The organism is Burkholderia sp. BCC1972, from assembly GCF_905339605.1.
Lineage (GTDB): Bacteria > Pseudomonadota > Gammaproteobacteria > Burkholderiales > Burkholderiaceae > Burkholderia.
Genome location: NZ_CAJPGH010000001.1, coordinates 227,259 through 239,649, shown reverse-complemented (window position 1 = coordinate 239,649; position 12,391 = coordinate 227,259). Strand labels below are relative to the sequence as shown.

At 69.1% G+C, this 12,391-nt stretch carries 16 protein-coding genes; 6 read left to right on the top strand and 10 right to left on the bottom strand.

The window, feature by feature from the left end; translation table 11 throughout:
• Positions 1 to 241: 241 nt before the first annotated feature.
• The 3 genes from U5798_RS01120 to U5798_RS01110 all read left to right on the top strand — a co-directional run bounded on the left by U5798_RS01120 (position 242) and on the right by U5798_RS01110 (position 1,553).
• The gene (locus U5798_RS01120) at positions 242 to 505 is read left to right on the top strand and encodes an HPr family phosphocarrier protein (RefSeq protein ID WP_124452634.1); all 264 of its coding nucleotides are present in this window, start codon (positions 242 to 244) and stop codon (positions 503 to 505) included.
• Between the two features lie 65 nt (positions 506 to 570).
• Positions 571 to 792 (top strand): hypothetical protein, encoded by a 222-nt coding sequence (locus U5798_RS01115; protein ID WP_124452632.1) that lies wholly within the window; start codon positions 571 to 573, stop codon positions 790 to 792.
• Positions 793 to 1,013: 221 nt separating this feature from the next.
• Positions 1,014 to 1,553: a GNAT family N-acetyltransferase gene (locus tag U5798_RS01110; protein ID WP_124452630.1), complete on the top strand. Its 540-nt coding sequence runs from the start codon at positions 1,014 to 1,016 to the stop codon at positions 1,551 to 1,553.
• A 31-nt stretch (positions 1,554 to 1,584) separates the two neighbouring features.
• On the opposite strand, the gene U5798_RS01105 is transcribed toward U5798_RS01110, so the two are convergent.
• Both U5798_RS01105 and U5798_RS01100 read right to left on the bottom strand, forming a co-directional pair.
• Positions 1,585 to 1,806, bottom strand: coding sequence for a hypothetical protein (locus tag U5798_RS01105; protein ID WP_124452628.1), 222 nt, complete (start codon positions 1,804 to 1,806; stop codon positions 1,585 to 1,587).
• 23 nt (positions 1,807 to 1,829) lie between these two features.
• Positions 1,830 to 2,210, bottom strand: a complete 381-nt coding sequence (locus U5798_RS01100) for a hypothetical protein (protein WP_124452626.1) — start codon at positions 2,208 to 2,210, stop codon at positions 1,830 to 1,832.
• Positions 2,211 to 2,720: 510 nt separating this feature from the next.
• Here U5798_RS01100 and U5798_RS01095 point away from each other — a divergent pair.
• Positions 2,721 to 3,431: a response regulator gene (locus tag U5798_RS01095; protein WP_124452624.1), complete on the top strand. Its 711-nt coding sequence runs from the start codon at positions 2,721 to 2,723 to the stop codon at positions 3,429 to 3,431.
• A gap of 18 nt (positions 3,432 to 3,449) precedes the next feature.
• Here the strand turns inward: U5798_RS01095 and U5798_RS01090 are convergent, their stop codons facing one another.
• The 3 genes from U5798_RS01090 to U5798_RS01080 form a co-directional block, all read right to left on the bottom strand.
• On the bottom strand, positions 3,450 to 5,081 hold the full coding sequence (locus U5798_RS01090) for an efflux transporter outer membrane subunit (RefSeq protein ID WP_322080898.1): 1,632 nt from the start codon (positions 5,079 to 5,081) through the stop codon (positions 3,450 to 3,452).
• A gap of 2 nt (positions 5,082 to 5,083) precedes the next feature.
• Positions 5,084 to 6,676: a DHA2 family efflux MFS transporter permease subunit gene (locus tag U5798_RS01085; RefSeq protein WP_322080897.1), complete on the bottom strand. Its 1,593-nt coding sequence runs from the start codon at positions 6,674 to 6,676 to the stop codon at positions 5,084 to 5,086.
• 85 nt (positions 6,677 to 6,761) lie between these two features.
• Positions 6,762 to 8,159, bottom strand: a complete 1,398-nt coding sequence (locus U5798_RS01080; RefSeq protein ID WP_322080896.1) for an HlyD family secretion protein — start codon at positions 8,157 to 8,159, stop codon at positions 6,762 to 6,764.
• Between the two features lie 158 nt (positions 8,160 to 8,317).
• Here U5798_RS01080 and U5798_RS01075 point away from each other — a divergent pair, with 158 nt between their 5' ends.
• Both U5798_RS01075 and U5798_RS01070 read left to right on the top strand, forming a co-directional pair.
• On the top strand, positions 8,318 to 8,518 hold the full coding sequence (locus tag U5798_RS01075) for a hypothetical protein (protein WP_124452616.1): 201 nt from the start codon (positions 8,318 to 8,320) through the stop codon (positions 8,516 to 8,518).
• Positions 8,519 to 8,718: 200 nt separating this feature from the next.
• On the top strand, positions 8,719 to 9,192 hold the full coding sequence (locus tag U5798_RS01070) for an NUDIX hydrolase (RefSeq protein ID WP_322081199.1): 474 nt from the start codon (positions 8,719 to 8,721) through the stop codon (positions 9,190 to 9,192).
• Here U5798_RS01070 and U5798_RS01065 read toward each other — a convergent pair.
• From U5798_RS01065 to U5798_RS01045, 5 genes are all read right to left on the bottom strand, one after another.
• Positions 9,167 to 9,649: a DUF1641 domain-containing protein gene (locus tag U5798_RS01065; protein ID WP_124452614.1), complete on the bottom strand. Its 483-nt coding sequence runs from the start codon at positions 9,647 to 9,649 to the stop codon at positions 9,167 to 9,169. The two genes, U5798_RS01070 and U5798_RS01065, sit on opposite strands and share 26 nt — an antisense overlap.
• 113 nt (positions 9,650 to 9,762) lie before the next feature.
• Positions 9,763 to 10,242, bottom strand: coding sequence for a BON domain-containing protein (locus U5798_RS01060; protein WP_322080895.1), 480 nt, complete (start codon positions 10,240 to 10,242; stop codon positions 9,763 to 9,765).
• A gap of 173 nt (positions 10,243 to 10,415) precedes the next feature.
• Entirely contained in the window at positions 10,416 to 10,922 is a 507-nt protein-coding gene (locus U5798_RS01055; RefSeq protein ID WP_124452610.1) for a low affinity iron permease family protein, read from the bottom strand.
• A gap of 156 nt (positions 10,923 to 11,078) precedes the next feature.
• Positions 11,079 to 11,819, bottom strand: coding sequence for an FRG domain-containing protein (locus tag U5798_RS01050; protein WP_124452608.1), 741 nt, complete (start codon positions 11,817 to 11,819; stop codon positions 11,079 to 11,081).
• A gap of 127 nt (positions 11,820 to 11,946) precedes the next feature.
• Positions 11,947 to 12,330: a DUF305 domain-containing protein gene (locus U5798_RS01045; RefSeq protein WP_124452789.1), complete on the bottom strand. Its 384-nt coding sequence runs from the start codon at positions 12,328 to 12,330 to the stop codon at positions 11,947 to 11,949.
• Between the last annotated feature and the right edge of the window lie 61 nt (positions 12,331 to 12,391).

Here is a 12,391-nt window from a genome sequence, read left to right as displayed (position 1 = left end):
GTTCTGACCGATGCATTATAATCCTCGACTTCGCGACATTCCGCGAACTTGAAGGCAGCTTTACCGAGGTTGCCGGCATGTTCGCACCGGATCGTGCGCCGCGGCCCTGCGGGAAACCGCGACAGCGCGGCCCGACGGCGCACGCGGTACACGTCCCGGCACTGCATTTCACGCGGCCCGCTGCGTGGCCGGCCCGGCGCCGCGCACCGATTCCGCCCCCGTCCGGAGGATTTCCAGCATCGTGGCAACCGTTGTATACGTTCAGGTCGGCCCCGCGTGGAACCGCAATCGCGGCGCCGCCGCCCGCGACGCAATCGTCGACGCAGCGCGCCGCTTCGAAAGCGACATCCAGCTGATCGCGAACGGGATCAGCGGAAACGCGAAGGACGGCGCGGCCATCGCGTCGTTGCAGGTACACGGCGGCACGTCGGCCCAGGTGCTGGCCACCGGGCCCGACGAAGAAGCGGCGCTGCACGCGCTGCTGCCGTTGCTCCAGGCGTGCTGATGCTTGTGCCGCCAGTCTCGCGGCGTTGCGCCGCCCACCCCGAATCTCCACTCCCCGAGGAAGCGATGAGCGATACCGACATGTCCACCACCCCCAACCTGTCCGCCTCCGCCATCTGGGCGCTCGAACGCCTCGCCGACGTCCGCTACGGACGCGATGCGCCGGCGCTCGGCTGGTCGATCGCGCGGGAGCTCGTCAGCGCCGGATTCGTCAGCCATCCCGTGCACGGACGCTCCGGCGCATCGATCACGGCCGAAGGGCGGACGTTCCTGAAAAGCCGGAAGTAGATCGCCCGCGGCGCTTGCGAGCGGCCGGGCGGCAAAGGCGATCGAATGCCGGTGACGGCCGCACGCGACTCAACGGCGGCAATGCGCGCGGGTATGCATGCCGTCCGCTTCGCCGCGAAACGGCGACAGTGCAATGCCGGCATCGTCGCCCAGGGGTTTTGATATGATTTCGGCGCCTTGACGGCGCGGTTGTTCTGTTCAACCCTGTTCCGGAAAATTCGATGCCGCCCATCTCTTCCCCACCCGTTCTCGACACGCCCCGCCTCGTCCTCGAAGGCCATCCGCTCGGCGACTTCGACGCGCTCGCCGCGATGTGGGCCGAACCGGAGGTCGTCGCACACATCTTCAATGGCGAACCGTCCGCGCCGCGCGATTCGTGGATGCGCATGCTCGCGTATCGCGGCCTGTGGCCGCTGCTCGGCTACGGCTACTGGGCGATTCGCGAGAAGGCATCGGGGCGCTATGTCGGCGATCTCGGCTTCGCGGATTTCCACCGGAACATCGAGCCGTCGGTGCGCGGCGTGCCGGAAGCCGGCTGGGCGCTCGCGACCTGGGCGCGCGGCAAGGGCTACGCGACCGAGGCACTCGCGGCCGCACTGGCGTGGCTCGATGGGCAGCAGCGCTTCGAGCGCAGCGTGTGCCTGATCGCGCCGACGAATGTCGCGTCGATCCGCGTGGCGGAGAAAGCCGGCTACGGCGAACCGGAACGCATCCGTTTCAACGACGCCGATTCGTTGCTGTTCTCGCGCAAAAGCCGATAGGCGCAGGCGCCGCGTCGATCCGGTGGCCCGGTCACTCCGCTACCGGTTCGTAGAAATGCTTGAAGAGGCTGTTGTCCATCGGCCAGCAGTTTCCGCATTCATCGAGCAGGATCCAGTCGCCCGGCTTCACCGAGCGCCAGCCTTCGGGCGTCGCGACGGCCCAGATGCCGTGACGGCTCTCCACCCGGTCATGATCGCCCTCGGCGAACCACCGTGTCGCATCGACATAACTGGTGCGTTTTCTGAATCTCATGCCATTCCAAAGGGAAGCGAATATCAGCTTCGTGTTGCAGGGCGGGAATCGGATCGGGCGCCCGTGCGGAAAGCACGGCGCGGTGCTGCAGCGCCCACCCCGAGCAGCTGCTGCCTGGCCTTCAACGCGTTCGTCGCCGCGCGGGTTTCGTGCAACGCAATCCGGCTCTCGGCTATGTGCACCTGCAACTTGTCGCGTGCGACCGTGGAAATCCGGACATCGATCTCCTGCATGCGCCTGAGCGCCGCCCGCACCTCGTCCGGTGATTCGGTTGCGAGCGCAACCACAAACCTCAAACGCGCATCGGCGGCCTGAACGGCCTCGTCCCAGTCGGCCCGCACCACCGCGACTTCGATCGCGTTCGTGAGCACAGCGAGATGCTGGACGACTTGCAACGGCGTCATTTCACCCCCGTCGATGGCACGCGGTTCGTTTGCCTGCCCGGCCGACGCCGGCGCGCATCACGACCGCGAACCCGACGAATCGCCATGGATCATGCAGTACGTGGCAGGTGCTGCAATTGTAGGGACGGATATCCGGCGATATTGGTAATATTTTGTAATGATATGTCGAGTAACCTTGCCTGGCCTTGGTTCCGCCGATGCGGACGGCGTTCCGGACGACGGATTTTCGCAAACGTTTTCGTCTGAAGGATGCCCGATCGCGCATCCTCGCCGGCCCGCGCCGGCTATCGCGCCGAGCCGTTTCGGCCGAACGCACGCCCCCGCCCCGCCAGCCATTCATCGCTCCGCCAGGCAGCGGCACTTTCCACATCGATACGCTCACCGAACGAATCAGCTTTCGTCACATTCCGGCGGAATGTTGCGCAGTACCATGCACGTCGCGTCGGCTGCCACGCATTCGGACTGGACCTGACCGCTCGCCACTTTCCCGTTTTACCCCCTCGTTCAGCGATGCCCATCCGAATCCTGCTCGTCGAAGACGACGCCCCACTGTCCGCGCTGATCGCCGACTATCTGCGCAAGCATCATTGCCAGGTGGACACGCTGTTCGACGGCACCGGCGCCGCCGCCACGATCGTCGCGAGCCGCCCCGACGTGGTGCTGCTCGACATCAACCTGCCGGGCAGGGACGGCTTCGAGATCTGCCGCACGGCACGCACGCAATACGACGGCGTCGTCATCATGCTGACGGCCCGCGACGAGCCGTTCGACGAATTGCTCGGCCTGGAACTCGGCGCCGACGACTTTCTCCGCAAGCCGGTCGAGCCGCGCATCCTGCTCGCACGGATCAAGGCGCAGTTGCGGCGGGTGCGGACGCAGCCGGCCGACTGCGTGCCGGAATCGCCGCAGCGGTTCACCTTCGGCAAGTTCTCGATCGACCGCACGGATCGCCGCGTCCATCTTCCCGACGGCAGCGTACCGCGCCTGACGTCGACCGAATTCGACCTGCTGTGGGCGCTGGCGTGCCGCGCGGGCGAAGTGGTCAGCCGCGCGGAGCTGACGTTGCTGCTGCGCGGCATCGCATTCGACGGCCTCGATCGCTCGATCGACGGCCGCATCTCGAAGCTGCGCCGCAAGCTGTGCGACGACGCGGCCGAGCCCAAACGGATCAAGACGATCCGCTCCAAGGGCTATCAGTTCAGCAAGCACGCGTGGGAATGACGCGGCGCGTGTGACGAATCAGCGTCCGGCCTGCCATCCCCCGCCCAGCGCCTTGTAGAGCGCGACGAGATCGGTCGTCGTCTGCAGCGCCCCCTGCTCGGCCTGTTGCCGCCCTTGTGACCACTGTCGTTCGGCATCCAGTACGTCGAGGAAAGGCGACAACCCCTTCCGGTAGCGATCGCGCGCGAGGTCCAGCGCGCCCTGCTCGGCCTTCACTGCATCGTCGAGCGCCGTCGCGCGCGCCTGGTCGGTGCGATACACGACCAGCGCATTGTCGACGTCGCGCAGCGCGACGAGCACGGCCTGCCGGTACGCCAAAGCCGCTTCCGCCTGACGCGCCTGCGACAGCCGCAGGTTCGACACGAGCGCGCCGCCGGAAAAGATCGGCAGCGACACGGCCGGCCCGAACGCATAGAACAGGTGCGACCAGTGCGCAAGCTCCCGCACGTGCGACGCGCGCAGGCCGACCTGCCCCGTCAGCGAGACGTCCGGATAGAACTGCGCGACCGCGACGCCGACGTCGGCCGTGGCCGCATGCAGGTCGGCCTCGGCCCGGCGGATGTCGGGGCGCCGGCGCGCGAGCGTCGACGGCAGGCCGACGGGCACGGTCGGCGGCACGCCCGGTAACGCGGCCGGCGCGGCGAGCCAGTCGTCGAGCGCGCCCGGCGCGCCGCCGACCAGATACGCCAGACCGTTGCGCAGCAGTACGATCTGCTGGTCGAACTGCGGCAGTTGCGCGCGGATCTGCGCGAGCCGTGCCTCGGCCGCCCGTACGTCGAGGTCGCTCGCGAGCCCGTGCGCGGCCTGTTCGCGCGTCAGGTCGAGCAGTTCGCGCTGCGCGCGCTGCAGGTCGTCGGCCAGTGCGCGTTGCGCCTGCGCGCCACGCAGTTGCAGATAGGTCTGCGCGACCTCGGCTTCGAGCGACAGCAGCGCGTCGTCGCGGCTCGCGACCGCCGCACTCGCCTGCGCGCCGGCCGATTCGACCGAGCGGCGCACGCGCCCGAACAGGTCGAGTTCCCACGATGCGTCGAACCCGGCCTGCCACAGGTTGACCGGCGCTTCGAGGGCATCGAGCGCGCCGCGCGCGCCTTGCCGCACGCTCGCGCCGGTGCCCGGCCCGAACCGGTCGAGCGGCGAGCCCGGTGCGCCGAGCCGGTCGACACGCTGGTCGATACCCTGTTCCTCGACGATGCCCTTCACGCCGAGCTGCTCGCGCTGGTAGCTCGCGCTCGCGCGCACGTCGGGCAAGCCCTGCGCGGCGGCCGCGCGAACCTGCGCGCGTGCCTGAGCGATACGCAGCACGGCGGCCTGCACATCGAGGTTGTCGCGCGCGGCACGCTCGACGAGCCGATCGAGCAGCGGATCGCCGAACGCGTGCCACCAGCGCGGATCGGGATCGGCACTCGTCACCGGCGACGACGGCGCACGCGCACCGGGAGCCGACGCCGCTGATGCCGCCGATGCGCCCGATGCCGGCGATGCCGCGTCCGCGGCCTGCAAGTCACGCCAGTTGGCCGGCGCCTCAGCCTGCGGCGGCTTGAAATCCGGCCCGACGGTACAGCCTGCGAGCACCGCGCAGGCGGCGAGCATCGCGGCGATCCCGCGTGCTCGTAGCGAATGTCGGCGACGGCCGCGTCGATGCATCGTCATCGTCAATGCCCTCCCGCGCCGCGCGCGGCCTTTGCCGGCGAGAAGAGGAACGTCAGTGGAATACTGAACGCGCAGAACACCGCGAGGATCGCAAACACGTCGATATACGCGAGGATCGTCGCCTGCTCGATGAATGTCTGGTACAGCCGCCCGTTCGCCGTCTGCAGCGCAGCCGACAGCGGCGCGCCCGTCAATTCGCCGATCGCACGCGCGTTCTGCTGCAGCGCGTCCCGGAAGTTCTGCGACAGCGTCGACATGTGCGTGGACAGATGGGCCATGCGCGCCTGCGTGCGTTCGCGGATCAATGCGGTCGACACCGAGATGCCGATCGAGCCCGCGACGTTGCGGAACATCGTGAACAGCGCCGAGGCGTCGTCGTTGAGCCGCTGCGGCACGGTCAGGTACGCGAGCGTCGTGATCGGCACGAACATGAAGCCGATCGCGAGCGATTGCGCGCAGCGGATCATCATCAGGTGCGTGTAGTCGATGTCCGGCACCAGCGTGCGCGAATAGATCAGCGAAACGCACAGCAGCACGAAGCCGAACCCGACCAGATAACGCGTCTGCACGTGCGGCATCAGCCGGCTCACGAGCGGAATTTCCATCGTGATCAGCAGCGCGCCGGGCGACAGCACGAGCCCCGCGAGCGTCGCCGTGTAGCCGAGATGCTGCTGCGCGAGCTGCGGCACGATCACCGCGCTGCCGTACAGCACGGCCGCGAACGTCGCGATCGTCACGCAGCCGAGCGCGAAGTTGCGGTCGCGCAGGCACGACAGGTCGACCACCGGCTTTTTCGTGCGCAGCAGCCACAGCGTCGCGCCGACGAGGCCGAGCGCCGACAGCACCGCGAACACCCGGATGAAGGTGGAGCCGAACCAGTCCTCGTCCTCGCCGCGATCGAGCATCACCTGCAGGCAGCCGAGCCCGATCGCGATCAGCCCGATGCCGACGTAGTCGATCGAGATCCCGCGTTCGGCACCGCGCCGCCACGGCGGATCCTCGACGAGCTGCATCACCGCGAGTACGGTCAGCGCGCCGATCGGCACGTTGAGCAGGAACACCCAGCGCCACGAGAAATGGTCGGTGATCCAGCCGCCGAGCGTCGGTCCGAGCACGGGAGCAACGACGATCGCGATCGCCGAGATCGAGAATGCGCGATTGCGCTGCTCGGGCGGGAACGTGTCGAGGATGATCGACTGCTGGTTCGGCTGCAGCCCGCCGCCGAACAGCCCCTGCAGCACGCGGAACACGATCAGTTCGCCGAGGTTGGTCGCGACGCCGCACAGGAACGAGCACGCGGTGAACGCGGCGATGCACAGCAGGAAGTAGCGCTTGCGGCCGAGCAGGCGCCCGAGGAACCCCGAGATCGGCAGCACGATGCCGTTCGCGACAAGGTACGACGTGAGCGTCCAGGTCGCCTCGTCGTAGCTCGCCGACATCGTGCCGGCGATGTGCGGCAGCGCGACGTTGACGATCGTCGTGTCGAGTATTTCCATGAACGCGGCGAGCGTGACGACGATCGCGACGAGCCACGGGTTCGCGGCGGGACGCCACGCGCCATCGGACGCACCGCTGCGGTCGGGCGGCCGGTTCATCGGCGGGCCTCGTCAGGCGGGAACGGCATGCGGGTATCGGGCATCGGATCGCTCCGGTCGAAACCGGCCGCGGCACGGCGGCCGGTCATTTCAGATGGACGGTCGGCACGACCGACAGGCCGAGACCGAGCGGCGGACGGGTCGGCAGCGGGCCGTCGAGCACGATCTTCACCGGCACGCGCTGCACGATCTTCACGAAATTGCCGGTCGCGTTCTCGGTCGGAAACGCCGAGAAGCGCGAGCCGCTGCCGAGCTGGAGACTGTCGACGTGGCCGTGCAGATCGAGATCGGGATACGCGTCGACCGACACATCGACGCGATCGCCGATGCGCATCCGTTCGAGCTGCGATTCCTTGAAATTCGCGGTGATCCACACGCGCGGCGTGACGATCGAGAAGATCGACGTGTCGGGTTGCAGGAACGAGCCCAGTTGCACGTTGCGCCGCGTGACCCAGCCGTCGGACGGCGCGCGCATCTCGCAGTACGACAGGTTCAGCTCGGCCGTATCGAGCTGTGCTCGCGCCTGCAGCACCTGCTGGCGGCGTTCCTCGACCGTCGTCTCGGCCTGCCGGATCTGCTGCGGCACGAGGCTCGCGGTGCGCGCCTGCGCCTGGGCCATCGCGACGTTCGCGTCGGCGCTCGCGCGCTGTGCGTCGGCCGCGTCGATCGCCTGTTGCGACGTCGCCCGCGCATCGACCGCGCGCTGCCGCTCTTGCGCGGCGAGCGCCTGCCGATACGCAGCTTCCGCCGATTCGATCTGGGCACGCGCTTGCCGATACTGGGCCGGATACTGCACATGCGCGATGTCGAGCTGCACGCGCGATGCGTCGAGCTGTGCCTGCGCGAGACCGAGTTGTGCACGCGCCGCATCGACCTGCGCGCGATAGTCGCGCGGATCGATCTCGACGAGCACGTCCCCGCGTCGTACGAACGTGTTGTCGTCGACGGCCAGCCGCGTCACGTAGCCGGACACGTGCGGCGCGACTGCAATCGCGTTGCCGTCGGTGTACGCATCGTCGGTGCTTTCCTGGTTGCGCGTCGCGAACCACCAGACGAGCCCGCCGATGAGCAGCACGAACACCACCGCGCCCAGGATGATCAGCGGCTTCTTGCTGCGCCGCTTGCGTTCGCCGTCGCCGTCGCTGCCATTCCCGTCGCCGCCGGTGCGGCCGCCGCGATCGTCGTGCGGATGGTCGTCGCCGCCACCGCCGCCCGGCGCATCGGTCGGGCGCTCGCCGTTGCGGCCCGGCGCGTCGCCCGAGCCGCCGCCGGACTGGCCGTCGCCTGCACGGGCGACGGCGGCCGGCCAGCGCTCGAACGTCGGCCACGGCACGCGCAGCGGCGTCGACAGCAAGACACCGGCCATCGCCGGCACGAACGCGTCCGGCGCACCGGCGCCGCATCGTCCGGGCGTCAACGCGCGCCGCAGCACGAGGCCGAATCGCTCACGAACGGGTAACGGGCACAAGATCGCATCGGGCATGAAACGGGGCTCCAGGCGGCGGGCGCAGGCGTCATTGCCCGCGCCGACCTCAAGCGCGCGATCAAGCAAACAGCGAGCCCGGCAACGGCTTCGTCCCACCGCGGCACGCCCGATGCGCGACGGGTGCCCGTCGACCGCCCCGACAGGACTCGCGAACCATGACACGCTCGACCTCACTCGACACCGACACACGCGGCGAAGATCGCGGCGACAGCACGCCCGGCCCCGAAGGCAAGCGCCGCGGCACGGCCACGCCGCCACCGCGCAGCGCGCACGACCCCGCCGAAGGCAAGCCGGCCGGGACGGAAAACGGGGCGCCGCCGCCTCGCGCGCCAGGCGGCGAACACGGCGACGCGTGATCGCCGCGCCCCGCACCGAGCCGCCCGCCCGAAGCGGGCGCGACGGCCGGCGGCAGAAATGACAAGCCGTTGAAAAATCGCGGACGACGGTCACCAAGCTCGCGGGACACGTTCACAGGGCAGCCCGCGCGGCGACGACGCAGGAACGCACGTTGCGTCACAGGCGCATGGATCTTTCAATTGCCCGCCGCCTGCACTGCATGACGCTACCCGACCCGCCCGATTTCCCCGTTCGCGCAGTGCCGCTCGCGCCGCTCGCGAAGGAACGCGCGACGATCGTCTGCCATCGCAACCAGCGCGTGCTGCTGGTCGCGCGCGGACGATCGTCGCGCTGGACGCTGCCGGGCGGCGTGATCCGGCGCGGCGAATCGGCGCTCGACGCCGCGCATCGCGAACTTCGCGAGGAAACAGGGCTCGCCGATCTCGAACTCGCGTATTTCTTCTACGTGGACGGCAGCGTGAAACGCCATCATGTCTTCGTCGCGAGCCTGCCGTGCGGCGCGCACGCGTGCCCGGGCCGCGAAATCGCGCTGTGCCGCTGGGTCGGCATCGACGCGGTGCCGCACTGGCCGGCAAGCGCGCCGACGCAGCGCATCATCCGTCAGTTTGCCGGCCTGTGGGCGGCGTACGATCTGCAACCGGACCCGCTCACGCGTCTTTCGTCGTCTCGTTGAGCCCGGCGACCGGCGACTGCGGATCGCGCGCGAGGCCCTGCGCGAAAACCTTCAACCCTTCGAGCAGCGGCGTCAACGCATCCCACAGCGCCTCGTCGTGCAGCAGCCGATAGACGCCGCGCACGCCGGGCGCGACATGCGCGTGCTGCCCCGGCTGCCAGGCGCCCACGTGATGCAGCGCGTCGGCCGCCGCGAACGCGGCGCGACCGAACTGTTCCGGCGGAATGCGCGACAGCGCCGTCACGAGCATCGCGAGATTCTGCATGCCGCTCTGCATGCCGGGCTTGTCGAGCGCGTCGACGAACGTGTCGGCCAGCCGTGCGTTCGCGCTGACGACCTCGTTCGCGAAGCGCAGGAAGCCGTGTCGATGCAGGCTGCCCAGCAGGTGTTCGAGCGCGTCGTGCGCGCCGGACTCCGGTTGCGGCGGCGTCGTGTCGGGGGGCTGGCGTTCGGTCATGGGCTTGCTCCGGTTGAGGCGCCGGGCTGCCGTCGCGCCGGCAGCCGTGCGTGCGCCGAATGCGTGTCGTACTCGTTCGCCGGCCCCCGCCAGTGCGGGCAGCCGCGGCCGCGTCAGTGCGAATGACCGCCGGGCGGCGCCTTGTATTCGCTGCGCGCGCCCAGCGCGTCCTCGACGCGATGCACGCCATGCAGCGCGGCGACGCCGTCGATCAGCGCCTGCCGTTCGCCCTCCTCGACCTGTCCGGTCAGGCACACGTTGCCGCGCTCGACGCTCACGTCGATGTCGCGCGGGCGAGCGACGAGCCGGCCGAGCGCCGCACGCACGCGCTCGGCGACCTGCACGTCGCTCGCATCGCCCGCGAGCCAGTCCGCCCGCAGGCCGGCGATCGCGCCGCGCGCATGGTCGGCCGCCCGCTTCACCTGCGTATTCGCATAATCGGCCACGTCGTGCCGGCCCGCAACCGCCTTGTCGCGCAGATAAGCGCGCCGGCGCCGGCCGGACGACGGATCGAGGAAGTACATCGCGGCCGCCCCGCAGGCGACGGCTACCGCAAGATTCAGCAACGGATTCGAAGGGGTTCTCGAGTTCATGGAAGCACCGTTGGCAATACCCGGAACAGCCGGGTTTCGTTTCTGTGTACAGCACGTGCCGTTCCCCGCTGCGAGCGTCGCATGCTCGCGGTCGCGCCGCGGGGCGGCGCCAGAAACGACAAGCGTTTGAAAAATCATCGGGCCGTGCATCGTTCGAACGCTCGATCGAAAGATCACGATTCGGGTGGCGCGTCAGCCGTTTCCGCGCGCTTTCCCCCCGGCTCGTCGTCACCGCGCTCGGCCGCGCGCTGCGCCATCTCGACATAGGTCTGCGCCAACGCGCGCAGTTCGTCCTCCGACGCATCCTCGATCCCGATCAGCCGGTCGCTCGCCGCGCGCGTGACCGCGAGCAGCTCGTCGAGCTTCAGGTGCAACGCCACGCTGTCGCGGTTCTGGTTGCGCTGCAGCAGGAACACCATCAGGAACGTAATGATCGTGGTGCCGGTATTGATGACGAGCTGCCACGCGTCGGAGTAATGAAACAGCGGCCCGCTCACGAGCCACAGCACGGTGATGGCGACCGCGCTGCCGAACGCCACCGGCGAGCCGGCCCAGGTCGTGACGCTCGACGCAAAACGTTCGAATGCGCGCGTGACGGCGTGCCCGGCCGACTGGGCACTGGCGCCGGGCTCGCACGCCGTGTCGCGACGGTCGCTCGGTGGGTCGTTGGGTTCGCGCATGAAAGCCTCCGGATTCGATCGTTCGTTTGAATGCGCGCATGCACCGCCATCCCGCCCGCCGCGAACCGGTCGCTAGCCGGGACTTGGGGTTCGGTCCCGTATGCGCGCCATGAAACAAGCATCTCGCGTGCCCGGCCCGTACGGCCTGCGCGGGCTTTACCGCGGCGCGTGCGTGTCCACGTCGTCCGGGAAATAGCGCGTGTCGATCAACTGCGCGATGCCGTCGAGATCCGGAAAGATCGTCGCGATGCTCACGCCGACGCCGGCCAGCTCCCGCCGGATCGTCGCGAACCGGGCGCCCGGCACGACGATCCGCATCAGGCGGCCGGCGAGATCCGCATGCTCGTCGAGCGGCACGAAGCGCTCGGCACCGGCGTCGTAACAGTGAATCGTGAACCAGCCGTCCTGCGCGGTGATCCTCGGCATCACGTGGCGCGGCCGGAACACCTTGGTGCACGTGACCTGCAGCGGCGCGCGCCGCTCGGCGGCGGTCGCGATGTCGTCGGCGTCGTGCGACAGGCACCACACCACGCCGTCGCCACCCGATTCGCTCGCGCGCCGGACCGCGAACCACAGCGCGGCCAGCGCGTTGCCGGACCAGTCGAGCAGGCGCGTGCGCATCCCGTGCTGCTGCGCGAGTGCGAGCCAGTCGCACGCATCGAGGGCCTGCCCGGGTTCGAGATGCGGCAGCGCATGCCGCGTGAATTCGTCGAGCATCCGCGCTTCGACGTCGGGCGACGCACGCTGCCGCGCGATGCCCGGCACGAGCGGCCAGCCTGCGTTGCACTGGCCGCGAAAGAGCCGCAGCGCCATCGTCTGCCGCTGCGCGCCGATCACGGCCATGTAGCCTGCCACACTGTCGATCGAGCGATCTTCCGCCATGTGCTCACCGTCCATGCATCGCGCCTCCTGCCGCGGCTGCCCGTGCTTGCGGCCATTGCGTCGGCGCGTGTTCGTTATTGCCGCTTGCCGGAGGCGGAACCGCCGGTGGGGCCGGCTGCGTATCTCCGTCCTGCATCGCGGTTCACGGCGTCTTGCCGTGCTCCTTCTGCCAGCGCTCCATCAACGCGATCTCGTCGCGCTGCGCGGCGACGATCCGGCTCGCGAGCTGCCGCAGTGTCGGGTCCTTGCCGTATTTGAGCTCGACCTGCGCCATGTCGATGGCGCCCTGATGATGCGGCGCCATGTGCGCGACGAAATCGCGGTCGGCGTCGCCCGTGTACGGCGCGCTGTCCATCGCTTCCATCATCTTGCGATCGGCGCGCTTGAACGCCTGCGTGGACGTGTCGGGCACGCTGGCGGGACTCGGAGGGCGCAATTGTCCGGCCGCGGGCAGCGCCGTCACGCACACCGTCAGCAGTACGCAGGCGGCACAGCGGTGTATGGATGAACGGTTGAATGCAGGCATGAGACGATTTCTCCATAAGAATGTGAACGGTTCACGTGCGGCATCCTCGCTCGTACGCAAC

Coding starts and splice junctions, on each gene's coding strand:
- U5798_RS01080 (WP_322080896.1), bottom strand. CDS start 8,159: ATGCCCGATGCGATCTTGTGCCCGTTACCCGTTCGTGAGCGATTCGGC.
- U5798_RS01050 (WP_124452608.1), bottom strand. CDS start 11,819: ATGGACGGTGAGCACATGGCGGAAGATCGCTCGATCGACAGTGTGGCA.
- U5798_RS01115 (WP_124452632.1), top strand. CDS start 571: ATGAGCGATACCGACATGTCCACCACCCCCAACCTGTCCGCCTCCGCC.
- U5798_RS01075 (WP_124452616.1), top strand. CDS start 8,318: ATGACACGCTCGACCTCACTCGACACCGACACACGCGGCGAAGATCGC.
- U5798_RS01055 (WP_124452610.1), bottom strand. CDS start 10,922: ATGCGCGAACCCAACGACCCACCGAGCGACCGTCGCGACACGGCGTGC.
- U5798_RS01060 (WP_322080895.1), bottom strand. CDS start 10,242: ATGAACTCGAGAACCCCTTCGAATCCGTTGCTGAATCTTGCGGTAGCC.
- U5798_RS01045 (WP_124452789.1), bottom strand. CDS start 12,330: ATGCCTGCATTCAACCGTTCATCCATACACCGCTGTGCCGCCTGCGTA.
- U5798_RS01070 (WP_322081199.1), top strand. CDS start 8,719: ATGACGCTACCCGACCCGCCCGATTTCCCCGTTCGCGCAGTGCCGCTC.
- U5798_RS01110 (WP_124452630.1), top strand. CDS start 1,014: ATGCCGCCCATCTCTTCCCCACCCGTTCTCGACACGCCCCGCCTCGTC.
- U5798_RS01065 (WP_124452614.1), bottom strand. CDS start 9,649: ATGACCGAACGCCAGCCCCCCGACACGACGCCGCCGCAACCGGAGTCC.
- U5798_RS01095 (WP_124452624.1), top strand. CDS start 2,721: ATGCCCATCCGAATCCTGCTCGTCGAAGACGACGCCCCACTGTCCGCG.
- U5798_RS01100 (WP_124452626.1), bottom strand. CDS start 2,210: ATGACGCCGTTGCAAGTCGTCCAGCATCTCGCTGTGCTCACGAACGCG.
- U5798_RS01085 (WP_322080897.1), bottom strand. CDS start 6,676: ATGAACCGGCCGCCCGACCGCAGCGGTGCGTCCGATGGCGCGTGGCGT.
- U5798_RS01090 (WP_322080898.1), bottom strand. CDS start 5,081: ATGACGATGCATCGACGCGGCCGTCGCCGACATTCGCTACGAGCACGC.
- U5798_RS01105 (WP_124452628.1), bottom strand. CDS start 1,806: ATGAGATTCAGAAAACGCACCAGTTATGTCGATGCGACACGGTGGTTC.